The organism is Ancylobacter novellus DSM 506 (assembly GCF_000092925.1).
Classification (GTDB): domain Bacteria; phylum Pseudomonadota; class Alphaproteobacteria; order Rhizobiales; family Xanthobacteraceae; genus Ancylobacter; species Ancylobacter novellus.
This window is the reverse complement of record NC_014217.1, coordinates 4705520-4723294: the sequence shown is the minus strand read 5'-3', so window position 1 is coordinate 4723294 and position 17775 is coordinate 4705520. Positions and strand designations below refer to the sequence as shown.

Below are 17775 nucleotides of genomic sequence, written 5' to 3'. Positions count from 1 at the left end.
CCACCCCTTACCTGACGGTCACCCGGTTGGTGGAACGGAACAGCCGCTCGCCGTCCCGGTTCAGCTCGATGACGAGGTCCCACTGGCCCGGCGGGACATGCTCGTCGGCGCGCCAACGGCCGGCGCCGACGGAGGCCGCATCCAGCGCGACGTCGAAGCGCCGGTCGGTCGGATGATGGAAGCGCACCGTGGCCTCGGCGCCGGTCACCGGCCGTCCGGCGGCATCCTGCGCGCTCACCTCGACGCGGCCCTCGCCGATATGGGCGGAGACCTGCCAGTGCCGCGCCGCCTGCGCCGCCGCCGCCTCGCTCTCCTGCCGGAAGGCGAGCCCGGCCTTGTAGGCGCTCTCGGTCTCCACCCCGCCGAAGCTCGTCACCGCGGCGCGCACCAGGAAGAAGTTGGCGGCGAAGATCACGCCGAAGAAGCTGACGAAGCAGAGCAGGACGAACCTGCCGGTGATGGGCTTGCCGCAATCGAAGGACGTCGCGCGCGAGGCCATGGCGGTTCTCCGTTCTCAAGGACCCTTGAAGTGGTCGGGGGCGATCGAGGTCTCGCCGCCGGCCACGTCGGTGATCTTGAAGGTGACGGGCAGCGACGCCTCCGCCGGCAGCTTGGCGTGGGTGGAGACCAGCGCCCGCAGCTCGAAGGTCTGGTCGGGGCCGACCGCGACCACCGGCCGGCCGTCCTCGATCTCGGAGATGCCGCCGACGACCTCCAGTTGCGCCTCCGGCACGCCCTCGACCGAGAGCGCGAAGCGGCGCGGCATGGACTGCTTGTTGACGATGCGCAGCGTATAGGCGTTGCGGATCGAGCCGTCGGAAAGCTGCACGAAGAGCGGGTTGCGATCGTGGATGGCGGAGAGGCCCTCCGAGCCGCGCATCGCCAGCGTCGCCACCATCATGCCGCCGACGATGACGATCAGCGCAGCGTAGAGCAGGGTGCGGGCGCGGAACACCTTGGTCACCGGCGCCAAGCCCTTGATCCGCCGCTGCACGTTCATCTCGGTGTCGTAGGCGATCAGCCGCGTCGGCCGGCCGATCTTCTCCATCACCGTGTCGCAGGCGTCGATGCACAGGCCGCACTGGATGCAGGCGAGCTGGCTGCCGAGACGGATGTCGACGCCGGTCGGGCAGGCAGCGACGCATTGCCGGCAGTCGATGCAGTCGCCGGCCGGCAGGCCCTGGAGCTTCAGCGCCTCGGTCTTCTTCAGCGAGCCGCGCGGCTCGCCGCGGTCATAACGATAGGTGACGTTGAAGGCGTACTCGTCGGTCAGAGCCGCCTGGATGCGCGGCCAGGGGCACATATAGGTGCACACCTGCTCGCGCATGTGGCCGGCGAGCACATAGGTGGTGAAGGTGAGGATGCCGATCCAGAGATAGGCAACCATCGGCCCCTCGCCCTTGAGGAGCTGCATGGTCAGGGTCGGCGCGTCGGCGAAGTAGAGCACCCAGGCGCCGCCGGTCCACCACGCCACCATCAGCCAGAGGAAGTGCTTGGCCGCGGCCTCGAAGGCGCGCTGGGCCCTGGAGGCGCTCTTGAGCTTCTCGCGGCGCTGGCGCGGGTCGCCCTCGACCATGCGCTCGATGACCTGGAACAGATCGGTCCACACGGTCTGCGGGCAGAGATAGCCGCACCAGATGCGCCCGGCCACCGCGTTCATCAGGAACAGCACCAGCGCGGCGAGGATCAGCAGGCCGGTGACGTAGTAGATCTCCTGCGGCCAGATCTCGATGAAGAAGAAGTAGAAGCGCCCGTTGACGAGGTCGACCAGCACCGCCTGCGAGGGGGCGTTCGGCCCGCGGTCCCAGCGCACGAAGGGCAGCAGGTAGTAGATGCCGAGCGTGACGAGCAGCAGCGCCCATTTGATGCGGCGGAAGGTGCCGTGCACGGCGATCGGGTAGATCTTGCGCCGCGCCTCGTAGAGCGGGAGGTCGTCGTCCGCGTCCGGCTCGAAGTTTTCCGACTTGGTCGCCACGTTCATGTCGCTGCCCGAAACTTGTTTCGGGTAGTTCTAATCCTGCCCCGTGCCGGGGTTCATCCGGGCCTTGCCGAGCGGGAAAATGCTTATGTGGCGGGACGCCGCTGAGACGCCCCGCCGCATTGCGGGACACCGCTCATCCGTCATCCCGGATCGGCCTGACGGCCGTGCGGGATGACGCCTAGACGGAGCTCGTCCGGGGATACCCCCTCAAAACGCTGACGGCGGAGCGCGGCGGAGTGATCTCCGTCTTGCGCCCCGCCGTCGCCTCAACCATCGATGCGCTTCGCTATTTGCCGCCCCCCAGCGAATGCACATAGACGGTGAGGGCCTTGATCGTCGTCGGGTCGAGACGGCCCGACCAGGCCGGCATGATGCCGCCGCGGCCATTGGTGATAGTGGCGATCACGCTGTCGCGGTCCGAGCCAAACAGCCAGATGCCGTCGGTCAGGTTCGGCGCGCCGAGCTCGGTGTTGCCCTTGCCCTCGTCGCCGTGGCAGGCGGCGCAGTTGGCCGCGAACACTTCCTTGCCCTTGGCGAGGTCCGGCGTCACGCCGGCCGGCGGCGGCAGGTCCGACAGCGAGCGCACATAGTCCGCCACCGCCACGATCTCCGGCCGCTGCAGGACGCCGTCGCGGCCGAAGGCCAGCATGTCGCCGACATGCGCGTTGGCGTCGGTGGAACGGGCGCCGTGCAGGATGGTCGTCTGGATCTGCTCCAGCGAGCCGCCCCACAGCCAGTCGTCGTCGTTCAGGTTGGGATAGCCCTTCGAGCCCGCCCCGCCGGCACCGTGGCAGGGGGCGCAATTGTCGCCGAAGGCCGCCCGTCCCTGGGCACGGGCGAAGGCCAGCAGTTCGGGGGTCTGCTCGATCTCCTCGAGCGAGGCGGCGGCGAGCTTGTCGCCGAAGGCGGCGCGCTGGGCGCGCAGGTCGGCGAGGTCGGTCTGGATCGCCTCGCGCGACTTCCAGCCGAGCACGCCATAGGTATAGCTCGTCACCAGCGGCCAGGCCGGATAGGCGATCCAGTACAGGAACGACCAGAGGATGCAGACGTAGAAGGTCCAGAGCCACCAGCGCGGCAGCGGGTTGTTCAGTTCCTTGATGCCGTCCCACTCGTGGCCGGTGGTCGAGACGCCGGAGATCGCGTCGACGTCGTTCTTGTGAATGTCGGCCATGGTCAGTCCTCGCTCAGAGGCAGGCGGGCGGCGTGCTCGAACTCTTGTCTGCGCTTCGGCGAGAGCGCGTAGACGAGCACGCAGGCGAAGATGCCGACGAAGTAGAGCAGGCCCCAGGTCTGGGCGAACTCGGCGAAGGCGCGGTAGGTCTCGTTCATCTCATTGCCCTCATTGCGCTCAACGGATGTTCGCCTTGTCGTCGTAGAGCTTGAAGTCGACCATGGTGCCGAGCGCCTGGAGGTAGGCGATCAACGCGTCGGCCTCGGTCAGCTCCGCCGGGTTGCCGTCGAAGTCGCGCTGCTGCGCGCCCGGGTAGCGTTTCTGCAGCGCCTCGGCATCGGCATTGGGATCGGCCTGCGCGCGCAGGTCAGCGAGCGCGCTTTCGATCATCTCGTCGGAATAGGGCACGCCGATCGCGGCGTTGGTCGTCAGGTCGGCGGCGATTTCCTCGGACCTGAGCCGGTTCTGCGCCAGGAAGGGATAGCCCGGCATGATCGAGCCCGGCACGACCGAGCGCGGATCGGCGAGGTGCTGGCGCTGCCACTCGTCGGAGTACTTGTTGCCGACGCGGGCGAGGTCCGGCCCGGTGCGCTTGGAGCCCCACTGGAAGGGGTGGTCGTACATGCTCTCGGCCGCCAGCGAGTAATGGCCGTAGCGCTCGACCTCGTCGCGCAGCGGGCGGACCATCTGCGAGTGGCAGTTGTAGCAGCCCTCGCGGATGTAGATGTTGCGTCCGGCGAGCTCCAGCGGCGTCCAGGGACGTATGCCGGAGACCTTCTCGATGGTGCTCTTCAGGTAGAACAGCGGCACGATCTCGACCAGGCCGCCTATGGCGACCACGAGGAGGATGCCGATGAGCAGCCAGATCGAGTTCTTCTCGAGGAAGGCGTGCTTGGCCCAGAGCGACTTCTTGGGGGCGTGGGGTGCGGCGGCGTCAGACATGGTTCGTCCTCACTCCGCCGGCACGAGAGCGGGCTCGCGCACGCCGGTGTCGGCGGCGGCGGCCTCGGGCGCGCGGATCGTCATGTAGATGTTGAAGGCCATCAGCAGGGCGCCGGTCAGGAACAGCACGCCGCCCACCGCGCGGATGATGTAGAAGGGGTGCATCGCCTCGACGGTCTCGATGAAGGAATATTCGAGGAAGCCGAGTGAGGTGTAGGCGCGCCACATCAGGCCCTGCAGGATGCCCGCCACCCACATCGCCGAGATGTAGAAGACGATGCCGATGGTGGAGATCCAGAAGTGCCAGTTGACGAGGCGCAGCGAGTAGAGCTCGCGCTTGTTCCACAGCCACGGCACCAGGCAGTAGACGGCGCCGAAGGAGATGTAGGCGACCCAGCCCAGCGCACCCGAATGCACATGGCCGATGGTCCAGTCGGTGTAGTGGGACAGCGAGTTCACCGCCTTCACCGACATGAGCGGGCCTTCGAAGGTCGACATGCCGTAGAAGGCGACCGACACCACCATCATGCGCAGCACCGGGTCGGTGCGCAGCTTGTCCCACGCGCCCGACAGCGTCATCAGGCCGTTGATCATGCCGCCCCAGGAAGGCATCCACAGCATGATCGAGAAGGTCATGCCGAGCGTCTGCGCCCAATCCGGCAGCGCGGTGTAGTGCAGGTGGTGCGGGCCGGCCCAGATGTAGAGGAAGATCAGCGCCCAGAAGTGGATGATCGACAGCCGGTAGCTATAGACCGGCCGGTCGGCGCGCTTGGGGATGAAGTAGTACATGATGGCCAGGAAGCCGGCGGTGAGGAAGAAGCCCACCGCGTTGTGGCCGTACCACCACTGCACCATCGCGTCCTGCACGCCGCCCCAGACGATGTAGGACTTGGGCGAGAACACCGACACCGGCAGGGTGGCGTTGTTGCCCAGGTGCAGCATGGCAATGGTGACGATGAAGGCGAGGTAGAACCAGTTCGCCACGTAGATGTGCGGCTCCTTGCGCCGCCAGAGGGTGGCGAGGAATACCATGAGATAGGCGACCCAGACGATGGTCAGCCACAGGTCGGCGTACCATTCCGGCTCGGCATATTCCTTGGACTGGGTGATCCCAAGCAGATAGCCGGTGCCGGCAATGACGATGAAGAAGTTGTAGCCCAGCACCACGAACCACGGGGCGAGATATCCCGCGAGCCGGGCGCGGCTGGTGCGCTGCACGACGTAGAAGGACGTGCCGATCAGCACGTTGCCGCCGAAGGCGAAGATCACCGCGGAGGTGTGCAGCGGCCGCAGCCGGCCGAAGGCGGTCCAGGGCAGATCGAAGTTCAGCGCCGGGAAGGCGAGCTGGAAGGCGATGATCACGCCGACCAGGAAGCCGGCGATGCCCCAAAACACCGCGGCGATGGTGCAGAACTTCACCGGGCCGAAATTGTAGTTCGGCTTGCCGTTGATCTCGAGCGGCGGCAGCGCCGCCGGACGGTCGGTGTAGCGGTTGAGGATGACGAACACCGTCGCGAGGCTGGCGAAGGCCGAGAGATAGGCGTGGAAGGCATAGGCGCCGTCCGTCGCCTTCGCCGCGACGACGAGGCATGCCAGCGTCAATATGGCGAAGACGACGGCGAGGCCGCCCTCGCCGAAGCTCATCCGCTTGCCCCCGTCATCCGGCTCTCTGGTGCCCGGTGCGCCCGGACCCTCGGCGGCGATCTCTTGCCTCATGCGACCCTCCACGTTCCGCGAGATCGGGCCGATCGGCACGATCTGGAACGACTCCATCCTGTCGGGCGAGCATTCGCGCCGCCGGGGCGCGGCAACCTTGATAAAGGTCAAGGCTAAGGGTCTTCACGGAGGCGGGAGCCGGCGGCCGGATGTCGCGGCTGGCTGTATGATGCCCCATACGCTCTTCATGCCCCGGGGATGAGGGAAGAGGATTGGGAAGCGGGATGACGGCATGACGGCCGTGCTTTCACGCCGCCTTCCACCTTGCAGCCGTTCCGCGATGGCGTCTAAGAGGAAGCGGTCGCCGACGCGGCGGTCAGGAGACAGGGCAGCGCATGATCCGTTTTCTCTTCCGCTTTGTCGGCCTGTGGATCCTCGCCGGCGGCTTCGTGGCCCTCGTGCTCGACGGCGTGCGCTCCATCGCCTCCTCGGAGATCGTCACCACCCCGCTCGGCGTCACCTGGCTCGCCACCAGCCCGGACTCGCTGGCGCGCTTCCAGAGCTTCGTCGAGACCAGCCTCTCCCCCGCCGTCTGGGAGACTGCCGCCGTGCCGGTGCTGAACGCGCCGCTCTTCGTGGTGCTCGGCGTGCTCGGCCTCCTGCTCATGCTGATCGGCCACAAGAAGGGCGAGTAGCGCCCACCCTCGCGCAAAGGCGCTTCGATCCCCATATTGGGAGCATCCAAAAAGAAGGGATGTTCCCCCATGTTCTTCTTCAAGAAGAGTCTCGACCTTCCGACCCCGGAAGAGGCGCTGCCCGGCCGCGCCTCCGCGCTGCCTACGGCCACGAACCATTTCGTCTCCGGCCATGCGCTCAAGGGCCCCTACCCCGAGGGGTACAAGACCGCCATCTTCGCTCTCGGCTGCTTCTGGGGCGCCGAGCGCAAGTTCTGGCAGACGCCGGGCGTCTATGTCACCGCCGTCGGCTACATCAACGGCATCACGCCGAACCCGACCTATGAGGAGACCTGCACCGGCCGCACCGGCCACGCCGAGGCGGTGCTGGTGGTCTACGACCCCGCCAGGGTCAGCTACGAGCAGCTGCTGAAGCTGTTCTGGGAGAGCCACGACCCGACGCAGGGCATGCGGCAGGGCAACGATGTCGGCACGACCTACCGTTCCGGCATCTATGTCACCTCGCCCGAGCAGCGCGCCGCGGCCGAGGCGAGCAAGGCGGCCTATGAGGCGGTGCTGAAGGCCAAGGGCTTCCCGGCGATCACCACCGAGATCGTCGACGCCCCGACCTTCTACTTCGCCGAGGACTACCACCAGCAGTACCTTGCCAAGAACCCGGGCGGCTATTGCGGCCTGGGCGGGACCGGCGTCTCCTGCCCGATCGGCACCGGCGTCGCGGCGTAATGCCGACCACACCTAGCGACGTCATGGCCGGGCTTGTCCCGGCCATCCACGCCTTCCCCCTTCCCTATCGGCTTCATCCATGGCACCCATCTCGCATCGGCGAGAGGGAACATCGCGGCGCATGGAAAAGCTCATCGAACGCTTCATCTTCGTCAGCCGCTGGATCATGGCGCCGTTCTATATCGGCCTGGTGATCGCGCTGCTCGTACTGCTGTTCAAGTTCGGCAACGAGCTGTTCCACTTCGTCACCCATGCGCCGCAGTTCGACGAGAGCGACACCATTCTCGGCATCCTCGCGCTGATCGACCTCGCCTTCACCGGCAGCCTCGTCATCATCGTCATCTTCTCCGGCTACGAGAACTTCGTCTCCAAGATCGACGCCGAGGGCCATGCCGACTGGCCGGAATGGATGACTAAGGTCGACTTCTCCGGGCTGAAGCAGAAGCTGCTCGCCTCCATCGTCGCCATCTCCGCCATCGCGCTGCTCAAGGCCTTCATGAATCTCGACCGCGGCGTCGACGAGAAGCAGCTGACCTGGCTGGTCATCATCCACGTCGTCTTCGTGCTGTCCGGCGTGGTTCTTGCTTGGACGGACCGGCTTTCGGAGAAGAATCACTGATTTCCACGAATTCGCCGTTTATTGACTTCAATGAACGGTAAATCCATGTGATAAGCGGTGACTGAACAGGACGCCCGATTTCGCCGATGACCGACGACGCCCTCCGCCCCCCTGCCGAACGCAACGCAGAGCACGCCTCTGCGCGGATGGCGCCGCTCGCCCGGCTGCCGGTGTTCTTCGCGCTCGCCGGGCGCCGCGTCGTGCTGGCCGGCGGTTCGGAGGCGGCAAGCTGGAAGGCGGAGCTGCTCTCCGCCGCCGGCGCCGAGGTCGAGGTGTTCTCTGCCGAGCCCTGCGAGGACCTGCGCGCGCTCGCCGCCGATCCACCTGCGGGGAAAGTGCGGCTCGTCGCCCGCGACTGGACTGACGCCGACCTCGCCGGCGCCGCGCTCGCCATCGGCGCCATCGAGGACGACGCGGAAGGCGCGCGCTTTTCCGCCGCTGCTCGCACCGCGGGCGTGCCGGTCAACGTCGTCGACAAGCCGGCCTATTGCGACTTCGCCTTCGGCGCCATCGTCAACCGCTCGCCGCTCGTCGTCGGCATCTCCACCGACGGCGCCGCGCCGGTATTCGGCCAGGCGGTGCGGGCCAAGATCGAGGCGGTGATCCCGCAGGGCTTCAAGCGCTGGGCCGAGGCCGCGCGCGGCTGGCGCCCGTCAGTTTCCGCCCTCTCGCTCAGCCATCACGGCCGCCGCCGCTTCTGGGAGCGCTTCACCGAGGCCGCTCTGGAGACGCCGGAGGCCGAGCCCACGCCCGCCCTGCGCGACGGCCTTCTCGCCCGCGCCGAGAACGAGCGCAGCGAGGCTTCGCGCGGCTCGGTCACCCTGGTCGGCGCCGGTCCGGGCGACCCGGAACTCCTGACCCTCAAGGCCGTACGCGTGCTGCAATCGGCCGACGTCGTACTCTATGACGACCTCGTCGCCCCGGCGGTGCTCGATGTCGCCCGCCGCGAGGCGAAGAAGATGCTGGTCGGCAAGACCGGCTACAAGCCCTCCTGCAAGCAGGACGACATCAACGCGCTGATGGTCTCGTTGGCCAAGCAGGGCAAGCGCGTCGTTCGCCTCAAGGGCGGCGACCCGATGGTGTTCGGCCGCGCGGGCGAGGAGATTTCCGCCGCCCGCAATGCCGGCATCCCCGTCGAGGTGGTGCCGGGCATCTCGGCGGCGCAGGGCGCGTCGAGCCGACTCGCCGTCTCGCTCACCCATCGCGACCATGCGCGGCGGCTGCAATTCATCACCGCCCATGCCCGCGACGGCAAGCTGCCGCGCGACCTCGACTGGGGCGCGCTGGCCGATCCTGCCGCCACCACCGTCGTCTACATGCCCCAGCGCACCTGGGGCGAGTTGGCCGGAAAGGCCATGGCCGCTGGCCTCGATCCGGCGACGCCCGCCATCGCGGTGTTCTCCGCCACCCGGCCGGAGGAGCGGCAGGTGCCGGCCACCGTCGGCACGCTGGCGGCGGCGCTGGAGCAGGCAGTGGCGGACGGGGCGAGCGGCCCCTGCCTCATCCTGTTCGGCCACGCCATGGGCGAGGCGGCGGCCTTCGCGGGTGACCTCGAGGACGGCGAGTCGCAGGCCGCGCGGGGCTGAGACGTCCCCATTCGACGTCATCCCGGCCGAAGCGAAGCGGAGAGCCGGGATCGTCATCCCATATCGGCACGCGATCCCGGATCGGCCTTCGGCCGTCCGGGATGACGGCTGAATCTCAATACGCCGTCATCCCCGGGCTTGGCCCGGGGATCCACGACTTTCCGCGGCGCCCGGCCCAAGGCGTGGATGCCCGGACCAAGTCCGGGCATGACGTCGTGATGGCGGCACGGCCATGAGGGCGCGAGGTTAGCTCCGCCCTTACCCGATCTTCTCTTCCAGCTTCTCGTAGAGCGGGTTCTCGGCCGCGAACACATAGTCCAGCGGGCCGACCGAGACCGTCGCCGCGCCCTTCTCCCGCAGATAGACCGCGAGCGCGTGCAGCGTGTCCGGCGGGCAGTGCAGCGTCACCATGCCGGACGAGGTCGGCGCGCCGAAGGGTGCGATGGCGTTGAAGCGGCGCACCGCCTCCAGCACCACCGTGCTGTCGCAGGCAGGAAAGCGCGTCTTCACCTCGCGCATGGTCGCCGCGCGCTTGGCGGCGGTGATGCGGTCGAGCAGCGCCCGCGCCGCCGCCTTGGCCTGCGGCGTCCAGTCCGCCCCGAGCGAGGCGACGAGGTTCGCCTCCGAGCGCAATATGGTGCCGTCGTCGACCACCTTCAGCGCGTTGGCGGCCAGCGTAGAACCCGTCGTGGTGATGTCGACGATCAGCTCCGCCGTCCCGGCCGCCGGCGTGCCCTCGGTGGCCCCGAGGCTCTCGACGATGCGGTAGTCGACGATGCCGTGGCGGGCGAAGAAGCCGCGCGTCAGGTTCAGGTACTTCGTCGCTACCCGCACGCGCCGCCCGCGCGTGGCATGGAAATGCGTGGCGACATCGTCGAGGTCGCGCATGGTGCGCACGTCGATCCAGGCCTGCGGTACGGCCACCACGACATTGGCGTAGCCGAAGCCCAGCCCTTCCACCAGCAGCACCTTGGCATCGGCATCGGGAATGCTCTCGCGCACCAGATCCTCGCCGGTGACGCCGAGATGCACCGCGCCGAGCGCGAGCTGGCTGGCGATCTCGGAGGCCGAGAGATAAGCCACCTCGACGCCCTCGACGCCCGACAGCGCACCGCGATATTCGCGGGCGCCGCGCGCCTGCGTCAGCGTCATGCCGGCACGGGCGAAGAAGGCGGCGGCGTTCTCCTGCAGCCGGCCCTTCGAGGGCAGCGCGACGATGAGAGCGCTCATTGGCGGGCCTCCACGGCGTCGAGCCGTTCCAGCCAGACGGCGAAGCCGACCGCCGGGATCGGCACGCCGGCGCCGAGCCGGGCGAGCAGCCCGTCATAGCGCCCGCCGGCGACGAGCGGGGCGCGCGAGCCGTTCTCGTGCAGCTCGAACACCATGCCGGAATAATAGTCGAGCGGCCGGCCGAAGGCGGCGGCGAAGGAGAGCTTCTCCACCTCGATGCCCTGCGCGGCGATGAAATTGGTGCGCACCTCGAAGGCGTCGAGCGCCGCGTCGAGGTCGAGCCCGGCTTCGCCCGCGAGCCTGCGCAGCGCCGCCGCGGCGACGTCCGGGTTGCCCTGGATGGCAAGATAGCGCTCGATCACCGCGACCTTCTCCGCCGACAGCCCCTCGGCGTCGCCCGGGGCCGCCTGTTCGAGGAAGCGCTCGGCGATCTCCGAGACGCTGCGCCCGCCCACCGTCGAGATGCCGGCGATGGAGAGCAGGTCCGTCACCAGCGCATGCGCGGCGGCGGGGTCCGAGCCCGCCAGGGCCGAGAGCACGCCGGCATGGGCAGTGACACCGCCGCCTTCCGGGCGCTGCTTCAGCGTGGCGAGGTCGGCGCCGAGGTCGCCGGAGCGGGCGAAGTCCTTGATCAGCCGCCGCCGCCAGCCGGGCGGCAGGTTCAGCGCGTCGAGCAGCGTGGCGAACAGGCCGGCATCGCCGAGCCGGATGGTCGGCTCGAACACGCCCCACAGCGCCGCGGTCTCGAGGCCCAGCGCCAGCAATTCGGCGTCCGCCGCCTCGCGGTCGGGCCGGCCGAAGGATTCGACCCCCGCCTGCAGCACCTCGCCCTCCGGCGCATCCGAGCGGAACACCGTGCCGAGATAGGCGAAGTCGCGCGGCTGCACGGCGCCCTCGGCGATGTAGAGCCGGCACACGGGCAGCGTCAGGTCCGGCCGCAGGCAGAGCTCGCGCCCTTCCGGGTCGGTGGTGAGGAACATGGTGCGCCGCATCTCCTCGCCGGAGAGATCGAGGAAGGCGTCGGCGGGCTGGAGCACCGGCGGCTCGACGCGCGCGAAGCCGGCGCGCGCATAGAGCGCGAGCAGTTCCTCGGCGTGGCTGAAGTCGGCGGGCATGCGTCGGGTCCGGTGTTCGGATGGGTTGCGCGCTTCTAGCAAAGGGGGCGGGCGGGGTCCATGCACGGGAGATGACATGGTTGCCTGCGGGACAACGCGCCCCATCTGCCCTGCCCCTGCTCCCCGTCATCCCGGCCGAAGCGAAGCGGAGAGCCGGGATCGCGTCCCGCCTCTCCCTGCCTGCGATCCCGGATCGGCCTTGCGGCCGTCCGGGATGACGTCACGCCCTGCGCTTCCCGCCCGGCGCAGCCGCCGGCGGAGCGCCGAGCCGGGAACAAGGATCCTCAGCCCAGCTTGTCGCCGTGTGGCACGCCGTGATGGTCGAGCACTTCCTTCACCTTCGCGATCAGCTCGGCCTCGGGGCAGGAGAATTGCGCCGGACGGCTCTCGCGCCATTCGGCATTGTCGGTGATGGCCGCCGCTGCCTTGGCGCCCTCGATCAGATCCTTGATCTGCACCTGCCCGGAAGCGCGCTCGTCCGACCCCTGGATGACGACGCAGGGGGCGTTGCGGCGGTCGGCATATTTGAACTGGTTGCCGAGATTCTTCGGGTTGCCGAGATACATCTCGGCGCGGATGCCTTCCTTACGAAGACGCGCGACGAGGCCCATGTAATGGGCGGTCTGGTCGCGATCCATGACCACGACGACCACCGGGCCGAATTCCGGCTTGGCGTCCGCCTTGAGATAGGAGAGCGCCGAGGCAAGGCGGGAGACGCCGATAGAGAAGCCGGTCGCCGGCACCTGTTCGCCGCGGAAGCGCCCGACCAGCCCGTCATAGCGCCCGCCGCCGCCCACCGAGCCGAAGCGCACCGGGCGGCCCTTCTCGTCCTTCACCTCGAAGGTCAGCTCGGCCTCGAAGACCGGGCCGGTGTAGTATTCGAGGCCGCGGACGACGGAGGGGTCGATGCGGATGCGGTCGGCGAAATAGCCAGTCCGAGCGGCGAGCGCCTGAATTTCTTCGAGTTCGTTCAAGCCTTCCAATGCCAAAGCATTGTCGGCGAACTCCTTCTTGAGAACCTTGATAGTCCAAGCATTATTGATTTGGAATTCACGGGAGACGTCACCGAAGTCCTGGCCGAACCAGGTCTCACGCTCGGTTTCGATCCAGGCTGTGACGTCGCCGTGCTCGGCTGCAACTGCGGCGCCGTTCTCCCAAACAGGCACTCCTGCTTGGACATAAGCCAGAACGCGGTCGGCTTGCTCGTTGGAGAGCCCCGCGCCTTTGGTGAAGTCGCCGCTCTTGGCCTCGGGGTTCTCCCAGCGGCCCTCGCCAAGCAGATCGCGCACACCGGCGGTGCCGACCTTGTCCAGCTTGTCGATGGCGCGCAGCACCGTGAGCCGGCGGGCGGCATTCTCGTCGCCGCCGAGGCCGATGGCCTCCAGCACGCCGTCGAGCACCTTGCGGTTGTTGACCTTGATGACGTAGTCGCCGCGCTTGATGCCCAGCGCCTCCAGCGTGTCGGCGGCCATCATGCAGATCTCGGCATCCGCCGCGACGGTCGGCGCGCCCACGGTATCGGCGTCGAACTGCATGAACTGGCGGAAACGTCCGGGGCCGGGCTTCTCGTTGCGGAAGACCCAGCCGGCCCGATAGGAGCGGAAGGGCTTCGGCACGCGGTCGAAATTCTCCGCGACATGGCGGGCGAGCGGCGCGGTGAGGTCGTAGCGCAGGCTCAGCCACTGCTCGTCGTCGTCCTGGAAGGAGAATACGCCCTCGTTCGGCCGGTCCTGGTCGGGCAGGAATTTTCCCAGCGCGTCGGTGTACTCGATGAAGGGCGTCTCCAGCGCCTCGAAGCCGTAGAGCTCGTAGACCTTGCGGATGGTCTCCAGCATCTCGCGCGTTCCCGCGAGCTCGCCCGGCCCGCGATCGGCGAAGCCGCGCGGCATGCGGGCCTTGAGCTTGGTGGATTTGTCCTTGGCCATCGGGCGCCGTTCCTTCGGGAATTACGGCGCGGGGTTTAGAGGACGGGCGGGTGGCGGGCAAGGGTAAGGCGGTCGCAGAAAAAGTGAGGCGGGAACAAACAGGAAACTTCCATAAGTTGCATATGATGATATTATGCAACCTAAAATAGGAACTCGCTGATGTTCATCCGCTGCTCTGTTGGCCTTCTCGCACTCGCACCTAATCCTCTTCCCGAGCGGAGCCGAAGCGCAATTCTTCGGGTTGCCCCCGCCACCGCCGCCGGTCTTCGCTGCCCCGCCGCCAATGTATCCGTCACCGGTGCCGGGCTTCCAGCAAGGCCTCGGCCAGCGCTGCGCCACGCAGTTCGGCGTCTGCTTGATGAATGGCGGTGGTCCGCTCAATGCCCCGTGCTTTTGTCAATCGATACAAGGGCCGATGGGCGGCGTGATCATCCCTTGACCGGCGCCAAGGTCGTGAAGAGCTGACGCTCACTCTTGCGTAGTACCGCCGCAAGCAAGGGCTGGAACCGCCCGGGCACCTCGATCTTCTCGTCGATCCATTCGCCGATCTTGTTCTCGTCGACCCGCACCGCGTCCGCCAGATCTTTCACGGTCATACTGCGTTCCTGCATGGCCGCTGCGAGGCCAAATCCCCAGCGGTCGCCATGCTGGCCGAGCCCGCCGAGCCAAGCGGAAGCCCGATCGTGAAACACCTCGATCACACGTCCCGCCACGAGGCCCGCCGTGATCCCGACGAATCCCAGAAAGAACGGGCTGATCGTGGACTCGTCCTTCATGCCGCTGTTGTCGGCGATCGCCAGCACGCCCGATCTGAGTATGATGTAGAGGATGAGCGCACAGACAACCCCTTGTATGGGGGCGATTAACAGGCTGCCGAGCGTCGGATCCTTCCCAATGCGTTGGTTCATGAAGAGGATATTCATGAACCCGCCAAGGGCACCACACATGGTGACAAGCCAGATCGAAATATAATCACTTGGGCTTAGAATCAGCTTTTCAAAAAAGTCGGTTTTTATGAAGAAAACGTACTCATCCAGAGTGGTATAAAACATATAGTTGCTGACCAGTTCGAAACTTCGCTGGTGACCGCTCGTGTCCAGGGCCGAAAGATCTGGCGGCTGCAGATTCAGACCGGCGTTAGGCTGCCCAGGTGCCCCGCTTCCGAGCGTCGGCTGCGTGGCTTCGCCGGCTGCGCTGGCAAGGAGAATATGATCCGTCCAATAGGACGGCAGGACCAAATCGTGACATTTCTGCGCAGAGACGCGGCGATAGGCTATCGTCGATCTGATTTGGTTATATTCGTTGCATATGTAATTGAATTCATCGATACGACGCTTGTATATAGTTTGTAGATCTACATAAAAATCAGCATTAAGTAACACAATCTGCGAGATTTTATTACGTAATGATTCCTTGATTGACGGCTTCTCCTTGCTTCCTAGATCCGCATAAAGAGACGCGGCTATATCGACAACTTCATCTTCGTCCAATATTCCATACTGCGGCTGAATATCGGGGGACACGTCGCTGAATGCGAACCGCGTGCCGCCGAGCACCGGTATTGGACGCTCCATCCTGGATGGAAGAACCCCGCGCAGGAATCGGACACACCGGTCATGTTTCGATGTAGCGCCCTCAGCCACAAGCGAGTTGACCAAGATCTTGCAGAAGCTGTCGATCTCTCCGCGCACACGCGTAAGAACACCGCTTGTCTCCTGCTCCACGTTCAAGACGCTATCCCGCCGGTCGTAAAGCTCCGACACGACCTGAACCGAACGTCGTTCCGCCTCGACATATTCGATCAACTGTCCAGGCGTCAGGTTCGGCATGGCGTTCAGTAGTCGCGTCTGGAACTGCATGAACGCGATCAGCCCACCGACGATGAGCATCAGCACTACAGCAAAGATGCTGGAGATGATCAGCGTCGAGCCGTGATTCAGCCGGACCAGCCAGTCGCAATCCGCCTCTCGTTGGTGAGACGGCGTCATCTCCTGATGTGACTTGTCAGGCAATTGCCCAGCCATCGCCATCCCCGCCCATAGAGACCGGATCGTACAGCCAGCCGCGCATCGCAATCAATAGGTTTATTGTTAAATCAATAAATCTTAGGTTGTATAAATTCGATCAATCAACACTCCGGCGCTCGGCGGTGCGTGGCACCAACCGTCCCGAAGTCCCTAAGGCCGCAGCCCCGCCGCCAGCCGGGCTTCGATCGCATCCAGCACCGGCAGCAGGTCGGCCACACTGTCGATGACGAAATGCGCGCCGGCACGGAACAGCTTCTCGGCCGCCTGCGCCCGCACCGCCGCCAGTTCCTCAGCCGACAGGGCCTCCAGCTCCTCGCGGGAGAACCCTGCGCTGTTGCCTGACAGAGCGAGGCCGACGGTCCAACAACCGGCGGCCAGCCCCTCGGCGATGCCGGGCTCGGTGTCGTCGAGTTTCACGCAGGCAGACGGCGGCCACACGCCGATATCGGCAAAGGTGCGGTACATCATGAGCGGGCTCGGCCGCCCGGCCGCGAGGTCGCCGGCGCAGACTACATTGTCCGGCGCGTAGCCGGCGGCGGCGGCCAGAGGCATCAGCTTCTCCATGATCGGGCGGGTATAGCCCGTGGTGGAGCCGATCTTCATGCCACGGGCGCGGGCTTCAGTGATCACGTCGAGAAGGCCGGGGATCAGGTCGGCATGGCGCGGGATCACCTCGACGTTCAGCGGTTCGAACACGGCGAGCACCGCGTCGACGTCCGCTTCCGTCGGCGCCGCGCCATGCGCCTTCTGCCAGCGGGCGGAGATGTCCGGGCTGGCCAGCAGCGCCGCCACATGGTCGCGCTTGGGCAGGCCCATCGGCCCGCGCGCCTCGGGGATCGAGATGCTCACGCCGAAACGCGAGAACGCCTCGACGAAGGCGCCCATCGGCGCGCGCGAGCCGAAATCGACCGCCGTGCCGGCCCAGTCGAGGATGAGCGCCTTTAGGGCCATGATTATCTCCCGTCAGTCGAACAGCTCCGCAATCGCCTCTTCGGCGATGGCGAAGCCGGTGGAGGCGCCGGTGCCGCTGGTCACCACCACCAGGCGGATATGGTCGTGCGGCCGGTCGATGAAGGCGAGGCGGTCGGGCGCGGAGGCATAGGTGCCGATCCAGCGCTCCAACACCTGCGGACGGCGCCCGAACAAGGCGGCGTATTCGTCGAGGATCAGCTCATCGACGAAATCGGGCGCGAAGGGGTCGGGCGTCGCCGCGTAATGGTGGCTGTCGCCCACCACCAGCGAGCCGTCCGCCGACTGCACCACGATGAGGTGGATGCCGTGCGCGAGGTGGTCGGCCTGCTCGGCTTCCAGGATACGCTTCAGCGGTTCCGCCTCGGGCAGCTCGGCATAGCCGAGATAGCGGCCGAGCGAGAGGTCGGTCATCACCGAACCGGGCAGCCGGCCGAGGGCCGGGTCGGTGACGCGCAGCATGTGCAGCTTGCAGCGGGTGAGCCCGTAAGGCTTGAAGCGATCCTCGAACAGGGTGTGGAAGTCGTCGCCCGGCGCCACGACGATGCGCGCCGCCTCGACCGTGCCGCCGGAGGTGTGGACGCGGCCCGGCTCGACGCCCGTCACCGCCGTCTCGCGGCGGAATTCGATGCCCTGCGCGGCGAGCCAGGCGGCGAGCCTGGGGATCGCCAGGCGCGATTCCACCCGCATGTCGTGCGGGCTCCACAGCGCGCCTTCGATCCCGCCGGTCAGCGCCGGCAGCCGGGCGCGGGCCTCGGCGGGCGAGAGCAGCGCGCAGTCCTCTCCCATCTCGGTCGCCATGAAGGCATCGAGCACCGCCACCGCTTCGGGCCGGCGCGCGGCGACCAGCAGGCCCTGATGGATCACCTCGATGCCGGCGGCCGGGGCGATCTCGGCCCAGATGTCGCGCGAGCGCATCGCCCGGCGCCAGCATTCCCCGCGCTGCTGGCCGGTGACGGTGACGAAGCCGAAATTGCGCACCGAGGCGCCGTTGGCCTGCGCGTCGCGGTCGATCACGACCGTTCGCAGCCCGCGCCGCCGCGCGGCAATGGCATGGCCGAGCCCGACGACGCCCGCGCCGACGATGGCGAGATCGAAGCTGTCCGACATGGGTGTGATCCGGCTGGAGGGACACC

16 protein-coding genes are annotated in these 17775 nt (G+C 67.0%); 4 read left to right on the top strand and 12 right to left on the bottom strand.

Annotation, left to right across the window (positions count from 1 at the left end; genetic code table 11):
• Positions 1–7: 7 nt before the first annotated feature.
• The 6 genes from SNOV_RS22210 to ccoN form a co-directional block, all read right to left on the bottom strand.
• Positions 8–499, bottom strand: coding sequence for a FixH family protein (locus SNOV_RS22210; RefSeq protein WP_013169224.1), 492 nt, complete (start codon positions 497–499; stop codon positions 8–10).
• A gap of 15 nt (positions 500–514) precedes the next feature.
• The gene (ccoG, locus tag SNOV_RS22205; RefSeq protein ID WP_013169223.1) at positions 515–1981 is read right to left on the bottom strand and encodes a cytochrome c oxidase accessory protein CcoG; all 1467 of its coding nucleotides are present in this window, start codon (positions 1979–1981) and stop codon (positions 515–517) included.
• Positions 1982–2267: 286 nt separating this feature from the next.
• Entirely contained in the window at positions 2268–3152 is an 885-nt protein-coding gene (gene ccoP / locus SNOV_RS22200) for a cytochrome-c oxidase, cbb3-type subunit III (RefSeq protein WP_013169222.1), read from the bottom strand.
• 2 nt (positions 3153–3154) lie between these two features.
• A complete protein-coding gene (locus SNOV_RS22195) occupies positions 3155–3310 on the bottom strand; it encodes a cbb3-type cytochrome c oxidase subunit 3 (RefSeq protein ID WP_013169221.1) in 156 nt (51 codons plus the stop codon).
• Positions 3311–3329: 19 nt separating this feature from the next.
• Positions 3330–4094: a cytochrome-c oxidase, cbb3-type subunit II gene (gene ccoO / locus SNOV_RS22190; RefSeq protein WP_013169220.1), complete on the bottom strand. Its 765-nt coding sequence runs from the start codon at positions 4092–4094 to the stop codon at positions 3330–3332.
• A gap of 9 nt (positions 4095–4103) precedes the next feature.
• On the bottom strand, positions 4104–5738 hold the full coding sequence (gene ccoN, locus SNOV_RS22185) for a cytochrome-c oxidase, cbb3-type subunit I (protein ID WP_041783782.1): 1635 nt from the start codon (positions 5736–5738) through the stop codon (positions 4104–4106).
• Positions 5739–6145: 407 nt separating this feature from the next.
• On the opposite strand from ccoN, the gene SNOV_RS22180 reads away from it, so the two are divergent.
• The 4 genes from SNOV_RS22180 to cysG all read left to right on the top strand — a co-directional run bounded on the left by SNOV_RS22180 (position 6146) and on the right by cysG (position 9373).
• Positions 6146–6445, top strand: a complete 300-nt coding sequence (locus SNOV_RS22180; protein WP_013169218.1) for a hypothetical protein — start codon at positions 6146–6148, stop codon at positions 6443–6445.
• A 69-nt stretch (positions 6446–6514) separates the two neighbouring features.
• Complete coding sequence (gene msrA / locus SNOV_RS22175) at positions 6515–7168, top strand: peptide-methionine (S)-S-oxide reductase MsrA (protein ID WP_013169217.1); 654 nt, start codon at positions 6515–6517, stop codon at positions 7166–7168.
• 121 nt (positions 7169–7289) lie between these two features.
• Positions 7290–7787, top strand: coding sequence for a TIGR00645 family protein (locus tag SNOV_RS22170; protein WP_013169216.1), 498 nt, complete (start codon positions 7290–7292; stop codon positions 7785–7787).
• A gap of 86 nt (positions 7788–7873) precedes the next feature.
• A complete protein-coding gene (gene cysG, locus SNOV_RS22165) occupies positions 7874–9373 on the top strand; it encodes a siroheme synthase CysG (protein ID WP_013169215.1) in 1500 nt (499 codons plus the stop codon).
• Between the two features lie 258 nt (positions 9374–9631).
• Here the strand turns inward: cysG and hisG are convergent, their stop codons facing one another.
• The 6 genes from hisG to SNOV_RS22135 form a co-directional block, all read right to left on the bottom strand.
• Positions 9632–10603, bottom strand: a complete 972-nt coding sequence (gene hisG, locus SNOV_RS22160) for an ATP phosphoribosyltransferase (RefSeq protein ID WP_013169214.1) — start codon at positions 10601–10603, stop codon at positions 9632–9634.
• Positions 10600–11718 (bottom strand): ATP phosphoribosyltransferase regulatory subunit, encoded by a 1119-nt coding sequence (locus tag SNOV_RS22155; protein ID WP_013169213.1) that lies wholly within the window; start codon positions 11716–11718, stop codon positions 10600–10602. The genes hisG and SNOV_RS22155 overlap by 4 nt, the downstream gene beginning before the upstream one ends.
• Positions 11719–12002: 284 nt before the next feature.
• Positions 12003–13553 carry a histidine--tRNA ligase gene (hisS, locus tag SNOV_RS22150; protein ID WP_417872120.1) on the bottom strand — a complete coding sequence of 517 codons (1551 nt, stop codon included), beginning with the start codon at positions 13551–13553 and terminating at the stop codon, positions 12003–12005.
• A 518-nt stretch (positions 13554–14071) separates the two neighbouring features.
• Positions 14072–15667 carry a hypothetical protein gene (locus tag SNOV_RS22145; protein ID WP_013169211.1) on the bottom strand — a complete coding sequence of 532 codons (1596 nt, stop codon included), beginning with the start codon at positions 15665–15667 and terminating at the stop codon, positions 14072–14074.
• A 153-nt stretch (positions 15668–15820) separates the two neighbouring features.
• Positions 15821–16621: a phosphonoacetaldehyde hydrolase gene (gene phnX, locus SNOV_RS22140; RefSeq protein WP_013169210.1), complete on the bottom strand. Its 801-nt coding sequence runs from the start codon at positions 16619–16621 to the stop codon at positions 15821–15823.
• Positions 16622–16633: 12 nt separating this feature from the next.
• Positions 16634–17749 (bottom strand): TIGR03364 family FAD-dependent oxidoreductase, encoded by a 1116-nt coding sequence (locus SNOV_RS22135; protein ID WP_013169209.1) that lies wholly within the window; start codon positions 17747–17749, stop codon positions 16634–16636.
• Positions 17750–17775: the final 26 nt, after the last annotated feature.